The following is a 24,517-nucleotide window of genomic DNA, read 5'->3' on the forward strand; positions in this document are numbered from 1 at the left end:
AAAATTCTAATAGGTAACAAAAGTGGCAGCAGTAGGTGCGAATAATATTCATATTTTTACATTATACCAATCATCAATTGTTGTCTATAGAAAAAGTAAAGTTATTCAATGATTTATAGCAAGTGGGCCAAAGCTATTTATATTACTCACCTAAAAACACTGACATTGTGGCATGGTATAATTTAGATACTTTCATATCGTTTATTCAAACCTATTATCTTAACCTATAAGTCATTATCATGAGCCAAATGCAAAACCAAGCGGCACCCGTTAAGTCAAACAGCCAATACGATGTCATCATCATCGGTGCAGGCGCTTCAGGGTTATACTGTGCGCTCACTGCGGGTCGACGTGGTCGCCGCGTGCTGGTATTAGACCATGCAAATAAAGCCGGCAAAAAAATCCTCATGTCGGGTGGTGGCCGCTGTAACTTTACCAATTACTTCGTTGAGCCTGAGCACTTTATTGGTGCCAATCAACATTTCTGTAAGTCAGCCTTAAGTCGTTATCCGAGTTGGGAATTTATTGGCATGGTGGAGGCGCACAAAATTGCTTACCACGAACGTGAGCATGGTCAGCTGTTCTGTGATGACTCTGCACAAGATATTTTGACCATGCTGCTAGACGAGTGCGCGGCGGTCGGTGTGCAAGTAAAACTGAATGCTCAAATTGAAAGCGTGCAAGCCATCGAAAATGATAAAAATGCACGTTTTGAATTATTGACCACCAAGCAACTCAGTAAAAAAGAAAAGCAAGAAAGAAAAGAAACCGCTAATCAGACCAAGCTGCCGCAAACAGGCTACCGCTGTGAATCTTTAGTGGTGGCAACTGGCGGGCTGTCTATCCCAACGATGGGTGCTAGTGGCTTGGGTTATGAATTGGCGCAGCAGTTCGGGCATACGCTTGTCGCAACCGATGCCAGTCTCGTGCCTTTTACTTTCACCGATAAAACGGGCGAGCTCATTCGTGCTCTGGCAGGTATTAGTCTGCCAGTGATTGCCAGTAATGAGCGCATCTCCTTTAAATTGCCTGTGTTGTTTACCCATCGCGGACTCTCAGGTCCTGCTATGCTACAACTTTCAAACTACTGGCAAATTGGCGAAACCATTAGCATTAACTTACTACCAAATATCGATATGACAATGCTGCTATTGGCGCATAAAAAATCGCATCCCAGACAGCTCATTCGTACCGTTTTGGCTGAATATACCGATAGCGCATTACCCAAAAAGCTATTGGCAGCGCTACAAACGCACTTGTGGGATGACATCAAAGACACAGAGCTGGCCAATATTAAGGACGAGCGCCTGACTGAACTTGGTACGACGCTCAATGGCTGGCAGCTTAAGCCGTCTGGTACCGAAGGATATCGTACCGCTGAAGTGACGCGCGGCGGTGTCAAAACAAATGAAGTTTCGTCAAAAACCATGCAAAGCAACTTGCAGGACGGCCTATACTTTATCGGAGAAGTATTGGATGTCACAGGTTGGCTCGGTGGCTACAATTTCCAGTGGGCGTGGGCCAGTGGCTTTGTCTGCGGCGAAGTGGCTTAATAGAAGTGGATTTTATATAGGGTCTATTGATAAGTTTAACAATAGACCCTAAATAGACAGTTATAGTCTTGAGACATGTCAATCCGTTGTATATACGATTGACTATGATGACCATCATTATAATAGTAAACATAAACACGGGCTTGCGAGGTGAACAATGCGTGCAATTAAACATATTCATGGTGACAAAGCACCGCATTGGGTCGGTGACGGTTTTTATGTGAAAACCTTAGTCAATCATCTTGAGGATGATCCCAATTTTAATTATAGCCACACTGACCCATTTTTATTATTGGATTATGGCAAGCCCACGACTTTTGCCCCAAATCCCGATTATGAAGCGCAGCCTCACGGTGTCGGACAGCATCCACACAAAGGTTTCGAGACCGTGACCATCGCTTACTCTGGTGAAATCAGTCACAGGGACTCAGCTGGCGGTAACGGCATCATCTTCGAAGGTGATGTGCAATGGATGACTGCAGGGCGCGGTATCTTACATGAAGAGTTCCATTCGCAAGGTTTTGGACAGCGCGGTGGCGTCTTTAGTATGGTGCAAATGTGGTTAAACCTACCAAGCGCCCACAAGCTGACTGAGCCAAAATATCAGTCCATCAGACGGACTGATATGCCGATTATTGAATTGCTAGATGATAGTGAGGCTGCCCATCAAACAACCATTGGTAAAGTCGCTATTATCGCTGGTGAGTGGCAAGATATAACTGGAGCAGCCGATACCTTTACACCCATTAATTTATGGGATATCGAGCTGCATGCAGCAGGATCGACGACGCTACAGGTGCCAGACAGCCATAATGTCTTATTATTGGTACAAGAAGGCGAGCTACTCGTCAATGATACCTCTATCGCAGCGGGTCAACTGGTTCAGTTTATAGCACCTACCAAAAACACTATAAACTCTCAAACTATAGATTCACAAACAGGACAGTCTGCCTCATTTATTGCCGATGCCACTGACACTATTCAGCTGACTTATCCAGCAACATCTGATACTGAAAAAGCCGTCGCACCTGTTAAATTACTGCTATTAAGCGGCGAACCCATTGGCGAACCTATCGCCAGTTATGGGCCGTTTGTCATGAATACTCAGGCCGAACTAAAACAAACTTTTCGCGATTATCAAACAGGTAATTTTGGTAAATAGTGATAGCAAATCTAAAAAATACATTTAGCCATGTCCAGTTTTTCTAGCCTGCAATGCGTCATACTTGCATGTATTTTCCTTGTTACTCTGGCTTTTATGAATTACTTTGGCTTTTATGAATAGTATAAAAGCCATAAGAACTGAACACAGTAAACATTCAAATTATTGACAATAAAAAAGCCACCTCACTATTGATAGTAAGGTGGCTTTTTAATGGATATACCTTTTAGGGATATTATCGGCTTAGCATTTACGCTAACTGACAGTCCATTATGCTTGGTTCAAAAATGGATAATCGGTGTAACCTTCAGTACCACCGCCGTAGAAGCTTTCTGGATGCTGCTCGTTTAGCGCAGCACCTTCACGGATACGTTCGGCCAGATCAGGATTGGCGATATAGTCACGACCAAAGGCGACCGCATCGATATAACCTGCTTTGATGTTTCTCTCTGCTTTTTCAGCAGTATAACCACCAGCCGCGATAATCGTCTGACTAAAAGCTTGGCGAATGTGCTTACGGAATTCATCATTATAAGGCGTGCCACCTGCCCAATCAGGCTCTGACAAATGTAAATACATCAAACCACGGTCATTAATCTGCTCAATCATCCAGATGTTTTCATCTTCATTATAGCCAGCTTCGACATTATTAAAAGTACCAAGTGGCGAAATACGAATGCCCACATGGTCGGCATCCCAAGCGTCGACACAAGCATCGATAACGTCAAGCGTCAAGCGAGCACGGTTTTCGCGACTACCACCATACTCATCATCGCGCTGGTTGGTTTGCTCAACCCAAAACTGATGCAATAGATAACCATGAGCCCCATGAATTTCTACCCCATCAAAACCTGCTTCTTGAGCATTTTTGGTTGCTTGTGCAAAATCAGCAATGACTTGTTTAATTTCATCAAGTGTGGCTGGACGTGGTGTCGTTGCTTCAACGCGGATGGCTTGATTGTTGCTATCGCGCAATGAGGTACGGATACCAACATGAACATCTGACGCAGAAATTGGCGCTTTGCCATCAGGCTGCACGCTTTCATGAGAAACCAGACCGGTATGCCATATCTGTGCGACGATTTTTCCGTCTTTGGCATGAACATTATCAACGATGGTTTTCCATGCTGTAATTTGATCTTGGGTATGAATACCCGGCGCGCCAGCATAGCCTTTTGCTTGAAAAGAAACCTGAGTCGCCTCAGTGATGACAAGCCCAGCGCCACTACGCTGTGAATAGTATTCGCTTGCCAATGCTGTCGGAACATCACCTGGCTCGACAGAGCGCAAGCGCGTCAATGGTGCCATGATAATGCGGTTTTTTAGGGTTTGAGTGCCCATATCGAGTGGTTCAAATAAGTTGTCGTGTGCCATGATATGCCTTATATCTAATTGGTTTGCTATTACAAATGAGGATCGTTGTTGTATATGCCCGTTACTATAAATTAATCCGCTCAACGCTATGAAAAGTTTATGAGTTATTGAGTTCATAAAATGTATCCATGCTTGCGATTGAATCATGCAATCGATACACAAAGTATCTTGTGAGCAGTTCGACTACATTATGGGGAATAAGACTTTATATTCAATGATAATTTATCAATCCTGTTGTTTGATAAAGCTAATCTTAACTATCAACGCCTTACTCCACAGACTTCCGAGCCCACCTTGTTAAAAGTATTGGGGAATACTTGATTGGTGAGTTGGAAGGTTAGATTTTTGCTAGGTATTGAAAACAAGTGAAATGGTTGAATCTTTAGTACAGTCAATCGCTTTTACGCTAAGCAGTGCCTAAATTTGCATATAGACGACATGCTTTGACGAACTTAAGTTTGATTTTTAACGCTTTAGGCCTCTATAATGTCAGGCAAATAATAGATTTTCTTTAAGAATCTAAACTTCGGGCATTTAAGCAAGGTAGCACTATGGCAGCCTATATCACCGTTGGCGCAAAAACCTCTCATGGCGGGACGGTCATCTCCGGCTCACCGCATACCACTCATAACGGCATCCCTATCTCGCGTAAAGGCGATAAAGTTGTTTGTAAAAAATGCAAAAAGGTCACTACTATTCTTACGGGTGACCCGTCGTTTATTGTGGATGGTGCACCCATTGCGCGCGGCGGCGATGTCACTAGCTGCGGCGCGAAGCTAATTGCTAGTCAGCAGTCATTTGCGGAGTCTGACTTTGATGTAGGCAGTGTTGCGCAGGCAGCGCCTTTGCAGTTTGCGAAGTCGGATATGAGTAATTCGTTTGTAGAGAATGATGAGGAAAAACTTGAAGAGATTCACTTTGCTATTGAAGTAATTGAGTTCAACCATGAAGAAGATCCAATAAGTAATTCTGGTTCAGAACGTAGCTCTAGCAATATTGCAGTCGATGAATACAATAGCGATGGAGATTATGTAGGTAGTTATTCTCTAGCAGATAACCCTAGTGATCTATTGGCTTCTGATTCAACTTGGTATAAAGAAAAAGGTATTGGAAATCAGCTCTCTGCTCTTGCGTCAGATTCGTATAAGGAAGCTGTTGATACTGTAACTTCATATTGGGGTGGCACTAAAAAGAAAGGGAAAGAGTTTGGTGAAAACACGGTCAATGTTGCCAAGCATACTAAAAATGCCATGATTATAAACCTTGGCGTCATAGAAGCTGGATTAAAGGATTTTCCCCAAAGAACTAAGGCCTCAGCAGCAACTGCCATGCTACGATTTGGCCAAAGATCGAACGTAGACTTTGTATATATCGCAAGTGGCGGCGGTGTTAAGCATTTTGGTATTGATATAGGAATGTCTGTAAACGTTCATAATGGGAACGTATATGAGCCTGTAACTGCAAATGCTAATGTTAATACTAATAAAGCGCCATCCATTAGTGTTCAGGTAGGGGTTGGACGTATCATAAGTAGCAATGCTGGTAATAGCGTTAAGGCCACAGATGCAATACTATCGGGTCAAGGGCATTCATATTCAATCGAAGTTGGTCCAGCAACTGCTGCTATTGAAACTACCGATGATGGTACAACCGTTGCAGCAAGTGGTGGTGTTGGTAAAAGTGTGACTATTAAAGGTTCCGACGGCGGTTCTTCTATTGGCGCTAGCAAAGGTTCTACAAATATGGAATTGGCAAACGATATGAAGTATAACGCTGCAAAAAATATAATAGAATATACAGGAAAGTAATCAGTGAAAATAAGAGGTAAAGAATATAAGCTGTCTGATATTTTACTTATTGTATTCGTTGTTATTTTATTTGTATGGACTATAGACTTAAAACCAGATAAAGAGCTAGAAATATATCAACAAGAATTAGTTGCGAAGGAAAGTTGGTTAATATCTCAATTAAATGATATCGCCAATTTTATTAACTTCAACAAGAGTGAATATGATTACATTAATCGAAAAGTTTGGTTCACTGCTTGGTATGTCAGTCCCGAGTTTGACAAGAATAAACTGTTATATTTACATAGCTTTCTTCTCAAGGAAGGCTGGATAGATATGACTGATAAAATTGACAAAAACGATTATATAGCTAAGACCTCAAGTAGATCTGATAAAACAGCTAAACGTGTTCGCATCCTATGCAAAGATAAAGCTACCATTTTCATGTATATGACCGACATGCAAAATGACTATGAATATGAATCTTTTGAAGCGCGTACTTTAGTAGACTTACTATATGACTATAGTTTACCTTGCTATGACTTAAATGAAAAAAAATATGAAGATCCTAGTGCTATAGAATTGGATAATTAATATTATTCCCTAGAACTGAATAGCTATAACAATTAACAAAAGGATTTTTAATGTACCAAAGAAAAACTACTACTCTCATTCAATCTTTGCTATTAGCTACTCTATTGTCAAATGTATTAATCGTTTCTGCTTGCTCAGCGGAGTCCTCAAGCACACCCGTACTATCTAATCAAGATACCCCTGCTGAAATATATGAACTCGGGCTAGCTTACTACGAGGGCGACTCAGTTCCTCAGGACTATGAAAAAGCCTTTAGCTTATTCAAAAAATCTGCTGATCAAGAGTACGTTGAAGCTCAATTCAATCTCGGTGTGATGTACGAAAATGGAATAGGTGTTAATCAAGACTACAAAAAAGCAATGCAGTCGTATTTATCAGCAGCTAGAAATGGAGATTTTGAAGCTAGAAATAATATTGGCTCACTCTATTATTTTGGTAAAGGCGTGACTCAAAACTATGATAAAGCTTTTAAGTGGTATAAAGAAGCGGCTGACCAAGATGTAGGTATAGCACAGTTTAACATTGGCGGTTTCTACGAGAACGGTTACGGTGTAACGCAAGATTATGATAAAGCTTTTGAATGGTATACCAAAGCGGCTGATCAAGGGTTAAATGTGGCACAACTTAATATTGGTGGTCTCTACGAGAATGGCTATGGCGTGCCGCAAGATTATGATAAAGCTTTTGAGTGGTATCAAAAGGCAGCCGACCAAGGCAATCAAGAAGCAAGTAATCGAATCGGTAGATTGGTCATGAATGGTAAAATCGACGATAAAGACATCGTTATTTATAGTACCCAAGAAACTGGTCTCACATTAGGTGATATTGAAGATATGAGCCAATGATAATGATGGCTGTATGATCCAGTAGCTTTTAACTCATACAGCCACTAGTTTATGAAATGTATAACAATCCCATCACTCCACCAAACCATCCAAAATCATTTTCACCTCCGTCACATATTGACCCAAATCTGGCTCTAAATTAAATCCTTCTACTGGTGTGGGCAAACCTTTCTGCTTGCCCAATCTGACGATGATTGCGTTCTCTTCTGGCAACACTAATACTCTCTGACCTAAATGACCAAGCATTGCATAAAACGGAATCGGACTGTCCATATCCGTCCACACTGAATGTCCATAAACTTGCGCCTGCCCTTCTGCAAATGCACCCACGTTTGGCGTAATCATAAAATCAACATGCGCTTTGCTAAGCAGTTGCTCACCTTGCCACTCGCCACCATTTAATAATAACTGCCCAAATTTAGCAAAATCCAGCGCACTGGCGTTTAGACAGCAATATACTTTTTCGATGCTCTCTGAGCCATCAAGCGACCAATAGGCGTCGCCTTGCATCCCTAAAGGTTGCCAAAACCTCTCTTCCAAATAGCTAGAAAGTGTATAGCCATGAGGTTCTAATGCACGTGATAGAGCAATACCGAGCATTTGCGTGTCACCCGATGAGTATTCAAACTGACCGCCACACGCCTCTACGAAATCTCGATTGACCATTTGCTTGACTAAGTCATGACCATAGTAGGATTCTGCGGTGGGGTTAATTGGAAAGTAGTAATCCTCCGTCCAATCATAGCCTGAGGTCATCGCTGATAAATCCGCGAGGGTACAGTTTTGCGCATATTGATTGTCCGCATATTCAGGCAACCACTTGGTAATCGGCTCATCAATACTGCCGATGTAACCGTCTTCTACCGCTTTGAGATAGAGCATAGTCGTGACGGTTTTTGCCATCGAAAAGCTGTTGGTGTGCGAATCGCTGCCATAACCTTGCCAGTAGTTTTCGTACAGTAGCTTGCCGTCTTTGATAATAGCAAAGGCCACCGTTTGGTCTGTATCTAAAGCATTCTTCAACGTTGTGGTGAGTTTGACTTGCTCAAAATTGGAATCTTTTTCCCATTCGATAGCGTCTTTTGCACGGATAGTCCGATTATCAAAATCGATATAATCATCAATATTGGCAGTGGCTTCACCTTTAAGGTAAGTAAGCTGTAAACCGCGAAAGATATAAGCATTACCAGTCACTACTAAGCCCAAGCTGATAATAATGAGTAGCGCTAAAATAGGCAAAACGATCCATTTAAACATGGTTTTTAACACAACCATTATAAAATCCTTTTTTATGGCGTGAGTAATGAATACGATTGAGTGTCGCTGATAGGGTTTAATTTAGCATGGATAGGGAGGCTTGGGAGGGGGTTTTTTGAATAGTGAGTTTAGATTGTAGGCTGGGCTTTTAGTCCAGCGAATTAATGAGTTAAATATGAAAACTAAAACTATGTTTAGCTATACTAAATTAAGATAAGTTGATGACTAAAAATTTTTATATTTTGTAGTTAGATAGAGCTTAGCGAATTAGGAGTTGAGAAACGAAATGATATTTCCGAATGATATAGATATTTTGAAAGAGAAGATTCAAAAAATACTTAATCCTATTAATTGTGCTGTTAAAAAACGCACTAAAGCTGACAAGGACTTTCTTTTCAAAGCTGTTCGAGCAGACGCGGGGGAAAACCTACCTCCTTATTACTTAATATATTTTCTTTTTGTTGACTTACTTGGTTTCAAAAACTTAGGTCGATTTGAAAAAGTTGCTTGGTCGATTCCAATTGATTATAACGGAGCCGCTTATCTTTTAGAACATAGGAAGCTAGGGATGGGACTTTTTATAGCAGACAAGGAAAATCAAGAAAACGAATGCCAGGAGATTGTGAAGAAAATAAATGACGCTGTGAAAGCCGCAAAACCATATTTTGATTGGGTCGCAAATGAAGCTGCAAAACAATCTAATTTAAATGTTTTAAACCTTAGTCTAAGATTATATAGTCGGTACATCTTTTTTCTTGAAGAATATAAGAAAAAAACTCAAGAGGATGTATCTCATAAAGATGCAGAAGAAACACTAGATATTGGACAATTTTTAAGCATTTATGCAGAATCTAAGGAACTTAAAAAAGAAACAGAATGGTTAGCACTATCAGTAATTGATGCATTTTATAGTTTTACTGAACATATATTCATTCATGCTGCAATAATAAAGGGTGCTTTGTTGACAGGAGAAGATGTAGGGCGGCTTGCTCAAGATGACTGGGCAACTAAATTTAAAACATGTCTTGATGTCCAAGATAAATTGGTTAGACCACATTACGATAAGTTAGCTTTGATCAAAAAACAAATAAGAAACTATATGGCTCATGGAGCGTTTGGTAAAAATGGCGAAGCTTTTCAGATTCACTCTAAAGTAGGTGCTGTTCCGTTACTTATGACTAACCAGAAAAGTGGTTCACGATTTTCTATCCAACCTGATACCGAATTTGAGGAAAAGGAAGCACTCAAAGCGATAGAAGATTTTATACATTTCTATTGGGATTCAGACGACTTTTTAGAAATTATTTATATAAGAAGTGCTTTGCCAAGTATCCTTACTTTCACCAATGACTCCACTTATGAAGATGCTCTGAAATCACTTAACAATATGGAAAGTCTAATTGAGCACTTAAATACAGTCAGTGATAATAGTGCAAATATGGATTGGTAGATATTACTTAATAGACTTTTTATTTTCAAGATTACTCAAGCTTGGACTGGAAGCTAGAATCTTTTACTAAAGATTTATAAATTCTTCTATATTAAAATACTGGCTTAAAAACTACTTGATAGCAAAGTTTTAGACACAAAAAAGCAGCAAGATAATCTACCTTGCTGCTCTCATAACTTCTAACTTAAACCTTAAATACTCGCCGCAACCTCAGCACCATCACGAATGGCGCGTTTGGCATCCAATTCAGCGGCCAGTTTGGCACCACCGATAAGATGGTATTGCGCGTCCGGTGCATCACCGACATTTGGCATCAGCTCAACCACAGACTCTTGACCGGCACAGACCACGACGCTATCGACACGGAGCAACTGAGTTTGACCTTGGTTATTGGTAATCCAAACACCTTCATTGGTGATCTTATCGTACTGCGCACCCGTTACTTGGATGACACCATGCGATTTGATATGAGCACGATGTACCCAGCCCGACGTTTTATTCAGACCACTACCCAAGCGACCTTTGGTACGCTGCATCAGATAGACTTGGCGAATAGGCTTGATGGCTTCAGGCTTAATCAGACCACCCTCAGTTTGGTAATCGGTATCAGAAGTCACGCCCCACTCTTCACGCCACTCGCTAACTGACTGCGCTTTTGGACGATAACTTGGGTCTTTTAACAGCTCAGGGCCTAACTCATCAAGCGGCTGACCATGCTTAGCTGTGAGATATTCACTAACATCGAAACCAATACCACCAGCACCGATGACGGCGACGGTATCACCAACTGATTTTTCACCAGAGAGCAATTCAGCATAGCTCATCACTTGTGGCAAATCAGCTCCTTCGAGCTTACCTGCGAGACTTCTAGGCACCACACCAGTAGCAACGATGACATGATGGAATTTGGCTTTTTCTAGCATGGCTTTATCGACTTTGGTATTGAGTTTAATCTCAACGCCTAAGTGCTCAAGCTCATTGATATAGTAGCGAATGGTTTCAAAGAACTCTTCTTTACCCGGGATAACTTTGGCGTAGTTAAACTGCCCGCCCAAGATATCTTTTGCTTCAAATAGCGTGACCTTATGACCACGTAGCGCGGCGACGTGAGCGGCTGACATGCCAGCGACACCGCCACCAATGACTGCGACCTTTTTAGGTTTTTTGGTTTTCTTATAAACCAATTCAGTCTCGTAGCAGGCTTGGGGATTGACCAGACAAGTTGAGCGTTTATTGGCAAAAGTATGATCGAGGCAAGCTTGGTTACAGGCGATACAGGTATTGATGCGATCGGCTTGACCATTTTTGGCTTTATCAACCCAATGGGCATCGGCTAAGAATGGACGCGCCATTTGAATCATATCCGCCTGACCACTAGCGACAATCTCTTCAGCGGTTTCTGGCATATTGATACGGTTAGCCGCCATCATCGGAATGTTAATATGCTTTTTAATTTCAGCGGTAAAATCAACAAACGCCGCACGCGGTACACTAGTGACAATCGTCGGAATGCGAGCTTCATGCCAGCCGATGCCCGTATTCATGATGGTCACGCCCGCCTCTTCTAACGCTTTGGCAACAGTGATGACTTCGTCCATGACGTTACCGTCTTTGACCAAGTCAATCACTGATAAGCGAAATAGAATAATAAAGTCTTCACCGGCAGCTTCTCGCACCGCTTTGACCACATCAACCGCAAACTTCATACGATTTTGAATGTCACCGCCATACTCGTCCGTCCGTTTATTGACATGGCGCGATAAAAACTGATTCAGCAAATACCCTTCTGAGCCCATGATTTCGACACCATCATAACCCGCCTGCTTAGCAAGCTTTGCGCAACGGGCATAATCTTTTACCGTTTGCTCGATATTTTTAATGCTCATCTTACGCGGTTTAAATGGCGAGATTGGTGATTTTATCGGACTTGATGACACCACAAACGGTTGATAACCGTAGCGTCCACTGTGCAAAATTTGCATGATGATTTTGCTGTCATACTTATGTGCTGCACGAGTGACACGCTGATGATTAATCACATCAGCTTTGGTGTTCATCGTGCCACCAACAGGCGACAACCAACCTTCACGATTCGGCGCAATACCACCGGTGATCATCATCGCCACGCCGCCTTTGGCACGCTCTGCGAAATATGCTGCCAGTTTACCGTAATTATAAAAACGGTCTTCGAGACCTGTATGCATCGACCCCATCACTAAGCGATTTTTTAGCGTGGTAAAGCCCAAGTCTAACGGCTCAAATAAATGTGGATAGTGCTCATTGGTGCTAGCGGTCTCAATAGAATTGGCAGTGCGGCTGGCGGTCATATCATTTTCCTTATGAATGGTTTGTTGATCTAAACACAGTTTACAGTTTTACATGACTGGTATCGTAACACACCGCTATTATTATCAGCTACGCAGACGAGCGACTGATGAGTGAGCACTATATCGACAACCCTCTTTAATCGTGCAATTTTATGGTATTTGGTTAAGTAAAAACCACAAAATCAGCCTAACTTTGCCACGCCTTTGGCTATAATAAAGGCTGCTTATTAATAGCCACTACCAGTTCCACACTTGAATGTTCAACAGACCCTAATTATCAATAGAAAAACCCTGAGCTATAAAAACAGCCAAACTCAAAGTACGATAAAGGACTATCTCCATGACTGACTTTCACACAGGTCTCGGCAAAACCCCTGCCAATTATCAACCGCTGACTCCCATCGATTTTATCATTCGCAGTGCACAAGTTTATCCTGACAAAACTGCAATTATCTATGATGATCTAGAGCACAATGACCTCTCGCAGACTTGGCAACAGACCTACGATCGTTGCAGGCAGTTGTCGGATGGCTTACGTAAACTGGGTATTGATAAAAATGACACCGTCGCGGTCATGATGCCTAACACCCCAGCGATGGTCGAATGTGCCTTTGGCGTGCCCATGTCAAGCGGTGTACTTTGTACCTTAAACACCCGTCTCGATATCAATGCGCTTACCTTTTGCTTGCAGCACTCAGAAGCCAAAGTGTTGATTTTAGACAGTGAGTTTGCTGATTATGCTGAGATTATCGATGAGACTTTTCCTAACTTAATCGTCATTCATGCGACAGACAACGCTATCGATGTCGAGCGCTTTGGAAAAATGAGCTATGAAGCATTGATTGCCAGCTCAGACAGCTTAGATAACTGGGAAAAGCCAGCAGATGAATGGGATGCAATTGCGCTGAACTATACGTCTGGCACCACGGGCAAGCCCAAAGGCGTGGTCTATCATCATCGCGGTGCGACCCTCAATGCGGTCTCTAATATTTTAGATTGGGACATGCCAAAGCACCCAATGTATCTGTGGACGCTGCCATTATTTCATTGCAATGGCTGGTGCTTTCCGTGGACGATCGCTGAGCGCGCTGGGGTCAATGTCTGCTTGCGGAACATTGATGCTGATTTGATATTGCAGTTGATTGCCAAGCATCAAGTCAGCCATTATTGTTCAGCGCCTGTGGTACACAATATGATTGCGGGCGGCAAACCTGAGTATAAAGAAGCCATCACTCATACGGTCAAAGGCTGGGTCGCTGGTGCGCCGCCATCTGAGACCATGCTCGCAGCCATGGAAGCGATGGGCTTTCACATCTCTCACGTTTATGGTCTCACTGAAGTTTATGGGCCCGTCACCGTCTGTGCAGAACAAGAAGAATGGGATTCGCTTGATGTCGCTGGCCGCGCGCAGAAAAAATCACGTCAAGGGGTGACGTCACATTTGATGACAGGATTTGACGTGTTCAAACAAGGCACGACTGAACCCGTTGCCGCTGATGGTGAGGAAATGGGCGAGTTGGCACTGCGCGGTAACATGGTCATGAAAGGCTATCTAAAAAGCCGTAAAGCGACCGAAGAAGCCTTTGCTGATAGCTGGTTCCGTACGGGTGATTTGGGCGTCAAATATCCTGATGGCTATATCAAAATCATGGATCGACTCAAAGACATCATCATCTCAGGCGGTGAGAACATCTCTAGCATCGAAGTCGAGAACGTCTTATATAAAATGCCTGAAATCCAAAGCTGTGCTGTCGTCGCCGCGCCACATGATAAATGGGGTGAAGTCCCTGTCGCTTTTATCGAAATTCATGAAGGTAGCACCTTGCAGCGCGACACAGTCACAGAACATTGCAAACAGCATTTAGCCCGCTTTAAAGTGCCCAAGTATATTGTGTTTGCCGAAATTCCAAAGACCAGTACGGGTAAAGTACAGAAATTTGAGCTGCGCCAAGCCGCCAAATCATTGGCACATGAAACGCCTAAAGTCACGGCAAGCGCCAAGTAGGGTTTTTCAACATTTAATGATTATTAAATAGCCATTAAATAAAAAGGGTCAGTCTAAATTTATTAGACTGACCCTTTTTATACATCCTGTCATGAGTAGAGCGACTATTTCTTATAATGCTTCAAAAAGCTATCAACCAAGCTCATGTTAATTAAGTTTAGGTTCAAGCCATTGATAAATTAGCATGCCTACTATCATCGCTGGGATAAAAACATACGCTTGCCATTGTCCCGTCCCAAGCAGCACGATACCTGGTCCTGGGCAAATACCAACCAGACCCCAACCGATACCAAACAGCATTGCGCCGATAAGCAGTTTTTTATTAATGACGGTTTTGTTTGGCATCTCAATCAATGTGCCAATCCAGCTGGTCTGTTGGCGCTTAGCCAATTGCACGCCGACCATCGCTACTGCAAGACCACCACCCATCACCAGTGCGAGTGAAATATCCCACGCACCAAAGACGTCCAAAAATCCCTGCACTTTAACAGGCTCGGTCATACCAGATATCAATAACCCAAAGCCAAATAATAATCCAGCCAGTAATCCAATTATATTTTTTAGCATGGTTGTGTCTCGCTATTCTCTTCTATTTATAGTATCAAGCACTGTCAGCGTAACGTTCTGTCTATGCCGCTGTTTAAATCAAGCCCAAGCCATGCCGACCAATATAGACGGTCACAATACCAAACAACATAAAGGTCACCGTCGCTGCCATAGAACGTGGTGACAGCCGCGCATTACCGCAGATACCATGACCACTCGTGCAGCCAGAACCCAAGCGCGTGCCGAAACCAACCAGTAATCCCGCCCCAATTAATAATGGCAAAGAAGTACTCATCTCTATATCAGGTAACGGTTTTCCCAGACCATATAGTATTGGCGAGACAACCATGCCAACTATGAACAATACCTGCCACATCTCTACCTGCTTGGGTTTAAGCAGATTTGAGAAAATACCACTGACACCAGCGATACGCCCAATACCTAATAGCAGAATAACTGTCGCTACACCCAGTATCAGACCACCCACTAAGGAGATAGGCGTAAATGCTTGCCAGTCTATTTGTATATTCATAATATTTACCTAGCTTGCTTGTTTTCTTAGTTGCTTAGTTGCTTAATTCATCGATAAGAGAACAACTCATATGACAACTTTCGATTTATTAAAAAACATTATATTATAAAATATAATAAAAAGGTAAAAAAATACTGAACCTATTGTTATAAAGGCTCAGTATTTTTAAGTTAAACAGATTCCATTTTGAGTAGCAAGGAAAGCGAGCATCAGTGCTACTTCAAATAGATAAAGCAAGTTTGGCACAGCCAATCATGTTTCTGCGACAGCTGCTATTTCGCCAATACTTTATCAAGCGCGGTTTCAAAACGCGTTACCGCACCATCAATATCCGTCAATTTATCTAGACCAAACAGACCCAAACGGAAGGTTTTAAAGTTTTCTGGCTCACCAACTTTTAATGGTACGCCAGCGGCGATTTGCAAGCCCGCTTCAGCAAAAGCGCTACCTTTATGCATGTCATCACGCTCAGTATAAGCCACGACCACACCTGGTGCTTTAAAGCCTTCAGCTGCAACACTTTCGACACCTTTGTCTTCCATGACCTTACGGACACGGTTGCCAAGCTCCCACTGTGCGTCAGACAGTTTAGCAAAGCCCACTTCTTTGGCCTCATTAATAGTATCGCGGAACTGACGCAGGCCATCGGTTGGCATGGTCGCATGATAAGCATGACCGCCATTTTCGTAGGCGCGCATGATGTTTAACCATTGCTTAAGATCGAGGCTAAAGCTATCAGATTCTGTATCATCGACTTTTTTGACGGCTGCATCACTTAGCATCACCAAGCCAGCACAAGGAGTACTGCTCCAGCCTTTTTGTGGCGCGCTGATAAGCACGTCAATGCCTAAGGCTTTCATATCCAACCAAACACAACCTGAGGCGATGCAATCGATGACCAATAAGCCACCTACGCTATGGACGGCTTCGCCCAATGCTTTAATATAGTCATCTGGTAGAATAATACCAGCTGAAGTTTCGACATGCGGGGCAAAAACGATGGCTGGTTTTTGCTCTTTGATTTTTGCCACAGCGACATCGATATCGACTGGTGCAAACGGCTTTGGCGCATCAGTATTTTCTGTACGATCAGCGGTCAATACCGTCGATGACTTGGCAATGTTGCCTTTTTCTAGGATTTGCGTCCAGCGGTAGCTAAACCAACCGTTTCGGATAATCAGACAATCTTCATCCTTTGCCAATTGACGCGCGACAGCTTCCATCCCATAAGTGCCAGAACCCGGCACAATAGCAACGGCATCAGCGTTATAGACTGACTTTAGCTCGCTAGATAAGTCGTTCATTACTTGCTGAAAGACTTTAGACATATGGTTGAGAGCGCGATCAGTGTAAACCACTGAATATTCTAATAGGCCATTTGGATCAATATCTTGACGTAATGCAGTCATGGAACGCTCCTAGTGTATGGTTAGATAATTTGATGGCGCTTAAATCTCAGTACAGCCATATCCAAATATGGATACAGCCTAGGTACTAATATCGGATAAGAAACCAGAAAACGACGTAAGGCTGACAATATTGTACTTTAGCCTAGAGCGTGTCCTCAATCTGAACGGAAGCGACTAAATGGGCTAAAAATGACTATTGATAAAGCCTATAAACGCTAAGCCAATATATTCATAGCCACACGCTTAACGAACACCAGTACGGTATCTTAATCCAAACCATTTATTTAATGAGAGCTTGATATTAGCACCGATACCGAGGGTTGACAACGATACGCCTAGGCAATGATATGACTTGCACTGTTGACTGTTTATTGGTAAATGCGGCGCTGATCAGCATCAATGTCCACGATTGGCATCTTTTAGTCCTGAGACGACAAAGTCTAACAATTCACTGTCCCCTTCGCGTGCCGCTTTACGCATCAGCTTGGATGGTGCATGGGTCAAAGTTTGGGTTAAACGTCTCGACAGCTCGGCTATGATATCTTCAGGGCTCGCACCCTCAGCGTTAAGCTTAGCAATAGACTCATTCAGCAGCTTATCTACTTGGTCATTAGTACGCTCACGATACTGCTGAATATCTTTGCCGACTTGGCGCACTTGAAAGCGTCGATCCATTTCGACGACCAATTGGCTAACGAGTAGCTCAGCGTCTACTGCTGCTTGACGACGCTGTTCAATATTACCTGCGATCACATGTTGCAAGTCGTCGACAGAATATAAATACACGTCATCTATGCGGCTCACGGTCGAATCGATATCACGTGGCACCGCCAAATCTATCATCAGCATTGGCTGATAACGACGACGTTTCAGTGCCTGTAATGTCATGGTCTTATCAATCAATAAATCCATACTACCGCTACAGCTACTGACAATATCGGCTTCTGCCAGCACTTGCGGCAACGCTTGCAAAGTTCTGACTTCCACCTGCCGTCCAGGTTTGCGCAGCTCGGCCGCTAGAGCCTCAGCACGCTCAGGGTTGCGGTTACAAATAATCACCCGCCCTACCCCAAGCCCCGCAATATGAGTGGCAACCAAACGATTCATCTCACCAGCGGCAACCACCAACAAAGTACGATTGGGCAAGTCATCAAAAATTTGCGTGACCAATTTAGCCGCAGCAAAGCTGAGCGATACGGCTTGAGCGCCAACCTTGGTTTCATTACGTACCCGTTTGGCAGCAGCGAATACCTGATCGACGATCCAACCTAGCTGATTGCTTAATACTTTTTGTTCTTGCGCCATATGTACGGAGCGCTTGATTTGACCCAGTATCTGCGGCTCACCCAATATCATAGAGTCCAGCCCAGCAGCAACCCTCAACCAATGAGTCAAGGCGTGAGTATCACGGTGCACATATAGATAGGGGTCAATCTCGGTGAGCGACAGTTGCTTAAAATCAGCCAGCCAAGTTTTAATCTTCACGATATGGGCGCTGATGGCCGCTGATGAGATATTGGTGCTGAGCGCAGTATTACTAGTATTACTGCTAAAAGATGGCGATGTAACGTCATTGACCGTGGGCGACGCTACTGCTTGCTGAGACAAAGTCTGCGGAACGAGGGCATAAATCTCAGTACGGTTGCACGTAGAGACAATCACGCTACCATCGGTAAAGGCCTCTAACTGCTCAAGGGCGATAGCCACATCCTCACCCACAAGCGCCAAGCGCTCTCGTAGAGCGACTGGTGCGGTTTTGTGATTGACCCCAATGACCACTAATCTCATTATTGATAGACCATAAATATAACGCTCACTTGCCAGCCAAGCGTGCTCGCCGTTTGCCAAAGGCAGTTTTTATAAAAAAGCAGTTTTTATAAATTAGAAAAAAAAGCAGTGTTTAGCAAACAGCGCTTAAAGGAAAACCTAAAACCGCTTATTATATCATTATTGCTGGCTTTATTTTACACTCGACCACCTGTGGTGACTATTTGCTTGTATCTGGGCGCATGAGTAACAAATCAACTACCTGATAGATTTTTTGGACGAATAATTGAGTAACACGGGCGCTATTGTTTATCACCTCAATCTCCTTTTATAATGTCGATCATGGGTACTGACTACCGATGTCTATTTTAAAATCATCAGGATAAAATTGCCTTATTAATGGGTAAACAATAGGTGTACACTGCTATTTATGATTTTTTTTGAGTCATCATTTCGATCACAACTTGTGCATAACGATCAATCTAGCCTTCGCGCTTTATTACACGTCATTATTGAACGTCTATGCCAACGTTATAAGCTAACACTATCGTTGGCCATTTGTTTGTGCCTAGCCTCACCCACTCAGGCCAATCCGCTCGACCCATCAGACATTCATAATGCCACTAATAATCAATCCTCATTAAGCCAGCCTTCAGTCGCAATGATGAATACAGATGCGACTAATCGTAATACATTTTCCAATGAACCAACACAGAACGAGTCAGCAACGACAATAACAAGTGTGGCAAATGTAAATAGCTTACCACCGACGATTGCCGCACAACCGACGCTGACCGAGCCAAGCTTGTATGCGCTTTTGGATGCAGAGTTTTCCGCTGATCGCAATGACACACGCCGGGCGGTGATGATTTATAAGCAGCAATCTTTTAAAGAAGATGCGACGGCAGTGTTTGAGAGAGCGCTTAGCTTATCTTTGCGTAATGAGAGTGTTGAAGATTCATTACAATTTGCCAAAACGTGGCAAGATCAAAATCCCGATCATGTCCCCGCATGGTTTTATGTGGCACATTTGGCCTTGCGCGCGCACGACTATCTGTTGGCAGGTGAAACCTTAAATCGTATCTTGCGTTATGACCCTCGGGCAGACTTAAGCGAAATCCTCATCGGCATTTATCCCAATACCGATAATGACAAACGAGAATTACTCGCCGCCCTACAACCCCTTGATAGTGAACAAAATGCCTCGCTATCGGTGTTGAAAGCAGGCTTGCTATACCAATTTAACGAACCTGAAATTGCCATCGTCCATATCAATCGCGCGCTAGAGCGTCAGCCTGACTATATGCCTTTTATCACCTTAAAAGCAGATATATTGCGCAAAATAGAAAAGCCTGAAATGGTGATTAATTATGTTAGCCAATCACGTCTGCGTAATCCTGATAGCAAAAGCTTGTACCTATATGAGATTCGTTACTTACTGGATTTGAAACAAAGCGAGCAAGCGTGGCAGCTATTACTAGAGGCGCACAATCGCTTTGCTGATGATGCTGAGATTACCTTATTGGCCGCACTGGTCAGCTTGGACATCGAAGAGTACCCTAGTGCTGATCGCCTACTCAATATGCTTGCCAAGAGTCCTGCTTACCTTGACCAAGCCTATTATTACCTCGGTATCAGTGCCGAGCGCCAGCAACGCTTTGATCAAGCGAAATACTATCTCAATGGTGTCATGCAAGAAGACTTGGTGCTAGAAGCACGCAAAAAAGTCGTCGCTTTTGAGTTGATTAATGACGACGTGGATGCAGCCATCGCTACCTTAGAAAAACTACGCAAAGAATTTAACGTCTTTGCGCCTGACACTTATGTGCTACAAGCCGATATTTTATGGCAACAGAATGAGCCAGAGGAAGCGCTGCGGTTGTTGACGCGGGCAGCGCGCAAGTATCCTAATAGTGAGATGTTACTGTTTGCCCGCGCTCAGCTGTTAGATGATAAAGCCGACTACGTGGTCAAACGCACCTTGCTCAATCACTTGCAAGCGCTCGATCCTAGCAATCTCTCTTATCAGCTCAGTTACGCCCAATTATTGCTCTCCAACGAGCGCAGCTCTGAGCAAGGGTTGGCGCTAGCGACAGCGATCATCCAAATTCGCTATGATGATCCACGTTACGATAACGAGCTACATCTGCAAGCATTGAATATCTTGGCAGGCAATGCCTTGGCCAACGAAGACTACCGCCAAGTGATCAATTACCTGCAAACCCCTTACGATGTCTTACCCACTCTACGCTCAGGGACGCTATTGCTGCGTGCTTATCAAGGCCTAGGGGATAATGACAAAGTCGACGCCTTGCTCGCCGATCTACAGCAGCGCTTTTCATTTGGGCAGCATAATGTTAATGACCGCATACAACTGTATTAATGACAGCTGGGGTCATTTTTAAGCAATATTTTGTATAACAAATAAGCCATAACCATTGCGCAAACTATCAAAACACAAGTTATCAAAACACAGGTTATCAAAACACAGGTTATCAAAGCTACAAGGCTCTTATAAGAAGCTAACAGCGACGTATAAATGGGTAACAAATTCAGCTTAAGCTATTATCTTTGTTAATTTTGAGGAAGCATCATGTCAGTATCACAAACAATCCCTTTTCCAGCCAAAAAACTAAGTCTAATGACGGCTTTGACAGCAGCCATTTTGGTGACGACTGGTTGTCAATCATTAAAAACCACCAGCGGCACAAACCAAGCTAGTACCACCGTACAGGGACAAAGTGGCCAGCAGCCACAAAAGCTTGAGAGCTTCAATATCACTGGCAAAATTGGCGTTACGACACCTGCTAATGATACTAACGGTGCTCAAGGCGGCAGTGGCTTTTACGCATGGGGACAACAAAACGACCGCTTTGCGATTGAGTTGATTGGTGCACTCGGGATTGGTAAAACCAACATTGAATACAATGGTCAAACAGCAATGCTAGTCAGCGAAAAAACTGGCACATTGACCGCTGACGATCCTGAAACCTTGCTCAAAAAAGCCACTGGCTGGCAAGCACCGATCTCGCAAATGCCGTATTGGGTATCTGGTCGCCCAGCGCCTTCCGACACCGCCCCTACCCTTGACAATCAAAATCGTTTGATTAGCTCAGTTAATGGTGAGTGGAATGCCAGCTTTACCTATAAAGGCAACGATAAGCTGCCTAGTAAAATCAGCGCTGCACAATCACAAGGCAATAAAGTCGTCATGACGATTGATCATCAAAATCGTTAAAGCATTGAAATATTGAGACATTTAAACGTTGAAATGTTGAAACATCCATAAATCAAATGGCGATGCAAAATAATATGAGCGCTAAAACGACCATAACTCGCTTGTCCCCAGCAAAAATCAATCTGTTTTTGCACATTACTGGTAAGCGTACTGATGGCTATCATGACTTGCAAACCGTTTTTCGCCTGCTCGATTGGGGCGATTATTTGCACTTTTCAGTCACAGATGATGCCGTCATTTCTACGGCTGATAATCGGTTAGATGCCAATAAGCTGTGTCATCAGCTGCTAACCTTAACTGGCGCAGACGCAATAACTGCCAGTATAGATGACAATTTGATTTTTAAAGCCGCAAACGCATTGCTAACGTTTGCCATACAATCATCCAGATTACCTAAGCAATTAGCACAAGTGCATGTCACTTTAGACAAGCACTTACCGATGGGTGCAGGCTTGGGCGGTGGTTCTTCCAATGCCGCGACGACGCTACTAACATTAAATGAGATTTGGCAGCTTAATTTAACGTGTGATGCGCTGATAAAAATCGGTGCTAAAGTGGGTGCCGACGTACCCATATTTATCTTTGGGCAAGATGCGATTGCGATGGGCATTGGCGAGGAGCTGACAGCGATTGATTTGCCTGTGCAGCAGTATTTAGTGCTAACGCCAAACGCGCATGTGAATACCGCCAAACTGTTCGCCCATCCTAAATTACAGCGCGATATTACGCCACTATCAATTGAGATGATTAAGAGTCAGTCTAATGACTATGTGCAAACCCTCATTGCTCCTTACCATAATGTCTTTACGCCAGTGGTAACCATCCTCGCCCCTGCTGTCGATGAAGCGCTTCAGTATTTGCAACGTTTAGAAGAGCAAGCACTAGGAACATCACGAATGACTGGCTCTGGTAGTGCGGTGTTTTTGCCGTTAGATGTGAATGTTGCTACTGATAAGGCACTTTTGGCGAAATGGATTGCGGATGCGCCTTGTGCGGGCTATATGGTGGGGAGTTTATAGCTAGTTATTTTTTACAATTCTGAGCTTGGTTTCGATAATACAACCAGCACATACCAACATATTCCAGCTAAGCCAAGATATAGCACTGATAAACCAAATTTATGAATAGCAAAGTGAATTATGCCAGCCAAAGCAGCACAAATGGCTACCATCAAAAATAGAATAATTCCAATTGCACCAGCGCAACCCGCTTCATTAGCGGCTAATTCTTGAGATTTCTTTAACGTTTGCTCTTCTTCAATAGACCTTTTAGGCGTGGCTTTTCTAAGCCGCTTATCGTGTTTGTAGAACCAGTAACTAGGAAAACCAAATAGTAGGAACGTTAAAAACCATTGGCGACGATCTGTACGCTGCTCTGCCCTAAAATAAGCAAGCTGATCTTCGTATCTGTATAGCTTTTTGCCATCAACACTGATTTCATATACGACATTACCAATCCATGTACTTGGCTGATAGAGAATATTCGCGGTTTGTCCAGAATAATCATAGGCTTGACTACAACTATCACGGTCATAATGTTTACAATGTAGCCTTGTATCCCTAATTAGTAATGATGATGACGTGTTCTTACCTACTCGACGGTTAAATGGCTCATCTGGAATAACCCCACTCACTTGTTCTAGCTTAGTTTTATCTTCAGCAATTTTTGTAAAAGATATACTTGAGTTAAAGAGAAATGTAATAATTATAATGAATGGTATGATACCGGTAATAACATTATACCCATTACTCGAAATAACAGGCTTAAGGTAGGTTCGCGCTACTAGAGCAGATAAAATCAAAAAGAAAAGCATATAGGCTGAAACCATAGAGTCAGCGATAAAAACGCCTATCAATGGAAATACTATCGCGTAAACTGAACTTGTATAAAAAAACTGCTTAGGCGTTGGTTTAACGAACCACTGTTTTATACCCAAGAAACTATCCCTTATTGGCTATTTATATAAATATATTTATTTGACTTCTATTGTAAGTAATTTAAAGAACTGTAGACATTAAGTATAAAGAATTTTATTACATTTTAAAAAACGCTGCTCTAGATAATCCTATCTAAGCTCACCCATACAATCCTACAATAAGATCTCATTAACGCGTCAATTATTATGGTCGATTTCTGCCACTCACCTATCAAAACCACCTCAACATCAACTCATTGTTAATAAACACCAGAAAAAGCCGCAAATGACTTGCAAAATCTGAAAATTTAATTATAATAGGTCGCCTCAATAGGGGTATAGCCAAGTTGGTAAGGCATCAGGTTTTGATCCTGACATCCGTTGGTTCGAGTCCAGCTACCCCTACCATTTTTTAGTACGAAGCGTTCGATAGACACTGATTATAATTGGTATTATAAATACTCACTTATTTTGATTGTCATTGACAACGTTATCCCAGTTTCGGTATAGTTCGCAATGGACACCGCTAGGGAAAAAATTGTTTTTTAGACGGTTTAATCGTTTATGAGATAATTAACAGGTGATGACATCATTCTAAGAATAACTAGTAGTTACTATTAGATATCGGATGTTCATAGCCTAGACATTACAGGGGTATAGCCAAGTTGGTAAGGCATCAGGTTTTGATCCTGACATCCGTTGGTTCGAGTCCAGCTACCCCTACCATTTTTTACTGTAATAGTAGTCTCCAATCAT

At 42.8% G+C, this 24,517-nt stretch carries 18 protein-coding genes and 2 tRNA genes; 12 read left to right on the forward strand and 8 right to left on the reverse strand.

Features of this window, described 5'->3' with window-relative positions:
- Positions 1–239 precede the first annotated feature (239 nt).
- Both RH96_RS00630 and RH96_RS00635 read left to right on the forward strand, forming a co-directional pair.
- Positions 240–1,553, forward strand: a complete 1,314-nt coding sequence (locus RH96_RS00630; protein WP_010196021.1) for an NAD(P)/FAD-dependent oxidoreductase — start codon at positions 240–242, stop codon at positions 1,551–1,553.
- 157 nt (positions 1,554–1,710) lie between these two features.
- A complete protein-coding gene (locus RH96_RS00635; protein ID WP_010196022.1) occupies positions 1,711–2,715 on the forward strand; it encodes a pirin family protein in 1,005 nt (334 codons plus the stop codon).
- Between the two features lie 270 nt (positions 2,716–2,985).
- Here RH96_RS00635 and RH96_RS00640 read toward each other — a convergent pair whose 3' ends face one another.
- A complete protein-coding gene (locus RH96_RS00640) occupies positions 2,986–4,089 on the reverse strand; it encodes an alkene reductase (protein ID WP_010196024.1) in 1,104 nt (367 codons plus the stop codon).
- Positions 4,090–4,640: 551 nt separating this feature from the next.
- On the opposite strand from RH96_RS00640, the gene RH96_RS14690 reads away from it, so the two are divergent.
- The 3 genes from RH96_RS14690 to RH96_RS00655 are packed head-to-tail and all read left to right on the forward strand — an operon-like array spanning position 4,641 to position 7,315.
- Positions 4,641–5,897 (forward strand): PAAR domain-containing protein, encoded by a 1,257-nt coding sequence (locus tag RH96_RS14690; RefSeq protein WP_010196025.1) that lies wholly within the window; start codon positions 4,641–4,643, stop codon positions 5,895–5,897.
- Between the two features lie 3 nt (positions 5,898–5,900).
- Entirely contained in the window at positions 5,901–6,470 is a 570-nt protein-coding gene (locus tag RH96_RS00650; protein ID WP_010196027.1) for a hypothetical protein, read from the forward strand.
- Between the two features lie 50 nt (positions 6,471–6,520).
- Positions 6,521–7,315, forward strand: a complete 795-nt coding sequence (locus RH96_RS00655; protein ID WP_010196029.1) for a tetratricopeptide repeat protein — start codon at positions 6,521–6,523, stop codon at positions 7,313–7,315.
- Positions 7,316–7,387: 72 nt separating this feature from the next.
- On the opposite strand, the gene RH96_RS00660 is transcribed toward RH96_RS00655, so the two are convergent.
- Positions 7,388–8,590 (reverse strand): serine hydrolase domain-containing protein, encoded by a 1,203-nt coding sequence (locus tag RH96_RS00660; protein ID WP_010196031.1) that lies wholly within the window; start codon positions 8,588–8,590, stop codon positions 7,388–7,390.
- A 268-nt stretch (positions 8,591–8,858) separates the two neighbouring features.
- Here RH96_RS00660 and RH96_RS00665 point away from each other — a divergent pair, with 268 nt between their 5' ends.
- A complete protein-coding gene (locus RH96_RS00665) occupies positions 8,859–10,022 on the forward strand; it encodes a hypothetical protein (protein ID WP_010196034.1) in 1,164 nt (387 codons plus the stop codon).
- A gap of 191 nt (positions 10,023–10,213) precedes the next feature.
- Here the strand turns inward: RH96_RS00665 and RH96_RS00670 are convergent, their stop codons facing one another.
- Positions 10,214–12,349: an NADPH-dependent 2,4-dienoyl-CoA reductase gene (locus RH96_RS00670; RefSeq protein WP_010196036.1), complete on the reverse strand. Its 2,136-nt coding sequence runs from the start codon at positions 12,347–12,349 to the stop codon at positions 10,214–10,216.
- 340 nt (positions 12,350–12,689) lie between these two features.
- Between RH96_RS00670 and RH96_RS00675 the strand changes: the two genes are divergently transcribed.
- On the forward strand, positions 12,690–14,354 hold the full coding sequence (locus tag RH96_RS00675; RefSeq protein ID WP_010196039.1) for an AMP-binding protein: 1,665 nt from the start codon (positions 12,690–12,692) through the stop codon (positions 14,352–14,354).
- A 147-nt stretch (positions 14,355–14,501) separates the two neighbouring features.
- Here the strand turns inward: RH96_RS00675 and RH96_RS00680 are convergent, their stop codons facing one another.
- The 4 genes from RH96_RS00680 to hemA form a co-directional block, all read right to left on the reverse strand.
- Positions 14,502–14,921 carry a DUF6691 family protein gene (locus RH96_RS00680; RefSeq protein ID WP_010196042.1) on the reverse strand — a complete coding sequence of 140 codons (420 nt, stop codon included), beginning with the start codon at positions 14,919–14,921 and terminating at the stop codon, positions 14,502–14,504.
- A gap of 73 nt (positions 14,922–14,994) precedes the next feature.
- Positions 14,995–15,432: a YeeE/YedE family protein gene (locus RH96_RS00685; protein WP_010196045.1), complete on the reverse strand. Its 438-nt coding sequence runs from the start codon at positions 15,430–15,432 to the stop codon at positions 14,995–14,997.
- 272 nt (positions 15,433–15,704) lie between these two features.
- The gene (locus RH96_RS00690) at positions 15,705–16,841 is read right to left on the reverse strand and encodes an aminotransferase class V-fold PLP-dependent enzyme (RefSeq protein ID WP_010196048.1); all 1,137 of its coding nucleotides are present in this window, start codon (positions 16,839–16,841) and stop codon (positions 15,705–15,707) included.
- Positions 16,842–17,237: 396 nt separating this feature from the next.
- A complete protein-coding gene (gene hemA, locus RH96_RS00695) occupies positions 17,238–18,629 on the reverse strand; it encodes a glutamyl-tRNA reductase (protein WP_010196050.1) in 1,392 nt (463 codons plus the stop codon).
- A gap of 445 nt (positions 18,630–19,074) precedes the next feature.
- Between hemA and RH96_RS00700 the strand changes: the two genes are divergently transcribed.
- The 3 genes from RH96_RS00700 (at position 19,075) to ispE (ending at position 22,865) form a co-directional block, all read left to right on the forward strand.
- Entirely contained in the window at positions 19,075–20,991 is a 1,917-nt protein-coding gene (locus RH96_RS00700) for a tetratricopeptide repeat protein (protein WP_227500921.1), read from the forward strand.
- Positions 20,992–21,201: 210 nt separating this feature from the next.
- Positions 21,202–21,846, forward strand: coding sequence for a lipoprotein insertase outer membrane protein LolB (gene lolB / locus RH96_RS00705; RefSeq protein WP_010196056.1), 645 nt, complete (start codon positions 21,202–21,204; stop codon positions 21,844–21,846).
- Positions 21,847–21,920: 74 nt separating this feature from the next.
- Positions 21,921–22,865 carry a 4-(cytidine 5'-diphospho)-2-C-methyl-D-erythritol kinase gene (ispE, locus tag RH96_RS00710; RefSeq protein WP_227500922.1) on the forward strand — a complete coding sequence of 315 codons (945 nt, stop codon included), beginning with the start codon at positions 21,921–21,923 and terminating at the stop codon, positions 22,863–22,865.
- A gap of 11 nt (positions 22,866–22,876) precedes the next feature.
- Here ispE and RH96_RS14460 read toward each other — a convergent pair whose 3' ends face one another.
- A complete protein-coding gene (locus tag RH96_RS14460; protein ID WP_010196060.1) occupies positions 22,877–23,782 on the reverse strand; it encodes a hypothetical protein in 906 nt (301 codons plus the stop codon).
- A gap of 311 nt (positions 23,783–24,093) precedes the next feature.
- Between RH96_RS14460 and RH96_RS00720 the strand changes: the two genes are divergently transcribed.
- Together RH96_RS00720 and RH96_RS00725 are read left to right on the forward strand one after the other, a co-directional pair.
- Positions 24,094–24,169, forward strand: a tRNA-Gln gene (locus tag RH96_RS00720).
- 242 nt (positions 24,170–24,411) lie between these two features.
- Positions 24,412–24,487: transfer RNA gene (locus tag RH96_RS00725), tRNA-Gln, on the forward strand.
- Positions 24,488–24,517 lie beyond the last annotated feature (30 nt).

The organism is Psychrobacter sp. PAMC 21119, assembly GCF_000247495.1.
Taxonomy (GTDB): domain Bacteria; phylum Pseudomonadota; class Gammaproteobacteria; order Pseudomonadales; family Moraxellaceae; genus Psychrobacter; species Psychrobacter glaciei.

Bases quoted from the DNA above. Each gene is read 5' to 3' on its own strand.
- lolB (WP_010196056.1), top strand. From the start codon at position 21,202: ATGTCAGTATCACAAACAATCCCTTTTCCAGCCAAAAAACTAAGTCTA.
- hemA (WP_010196050.1), bottom strand. From the start codon at position 18,629: ATGAGATTAGTGGTCATTGGGGTCAATCACAAAACCGCACCAGTCGCT.
- RH96_RS00675 (WP_010196039.1), top strand. From the start codon at position 12,690: ATGACTGACTTTCACACAGGTCTCGGCAAAACCCCTGCCAATTATCAA.
- RH96_RS00685 (WP_010196045.1), bottom strand. From the start codon at position 15,432: ATGAATATACAAATAGACTGGCAAGCATTTACGCCTATCTCCTTAGTG.
- RH96_RS00640 (WP_010196024.1), bottom strand. From the start codon at position 4,089: ATGGCACACGACAACTTATTTGAACCACTCGATATGGGCACTCAAACC.
- RH96_RS00670 (WP_010196036.1), bottom strand. From the start codon at position 12,349: ATGACCGCCAGCCGCACTGCCAATTCTATTGAGACCGCTAGCACCAAT.
- RH96_RS00630 (WP_010196021.1), top strand. From the start codon at position 240: ATGAGCCAAATGCAAAACCAAGCGGCACCCGTTAAGTCAAACAGCCAA.
- RH96_RS00690 (WP_010196048.1), bottom strand. From the start codon at position 16,841: ATGACTGCATTACGTCAAGATATTGATCCAAATGGCCTATTAGAATAT.
- RH96_RS00665 (WP_010196034.1), top strand. From the start codon at position 8,859: ATGATATTTCCGAATGATATAGATATTTTGAAAGAGAAGATTCAAAAA.
- ispE (WP_227500922.1), top strand. From the start codon at position 21,921: ATGAGCGCTAAAACGACCATAACTCGCTTGTCCCCAGCAAAAATCAAT.
- RH96_RS00660 (WP_010196031.1), bottom strand. From the start codon at position 8,590: ATGGTTGTGTTAAAAACCATGTTTAAATGGATCGTTTTGCCTATTTTA.
- RH96_RS00680 (WP_010196042.1), bottom strand. From the start codon at position 14,921: ATGCTAAAAAATATAATTGGATTACTGGCTGGATTATTATTTGGCTTT.
- RH96_RS14690 (WP_010196025.1), top strand. From the start codon at position 4,641: ATGGCAGCCTATATCACCGTTGGCGCAAAAACCTCTCATGGCGGGACG.
- RH96_RS00635 (WP_010196022.1), top strand. From the start codon at position 1,711: ATGCGTGCAATTAAACATATTCATGGTGACAAAGCACCGCATTGGGTC.
- RH96_RS00655 (WP_010196029.1), top strand. From the start codon at position 6,521: ATGTACCAAAGAAAAACTACTACTCTCATTCAATCTTTGCTATTAGCT.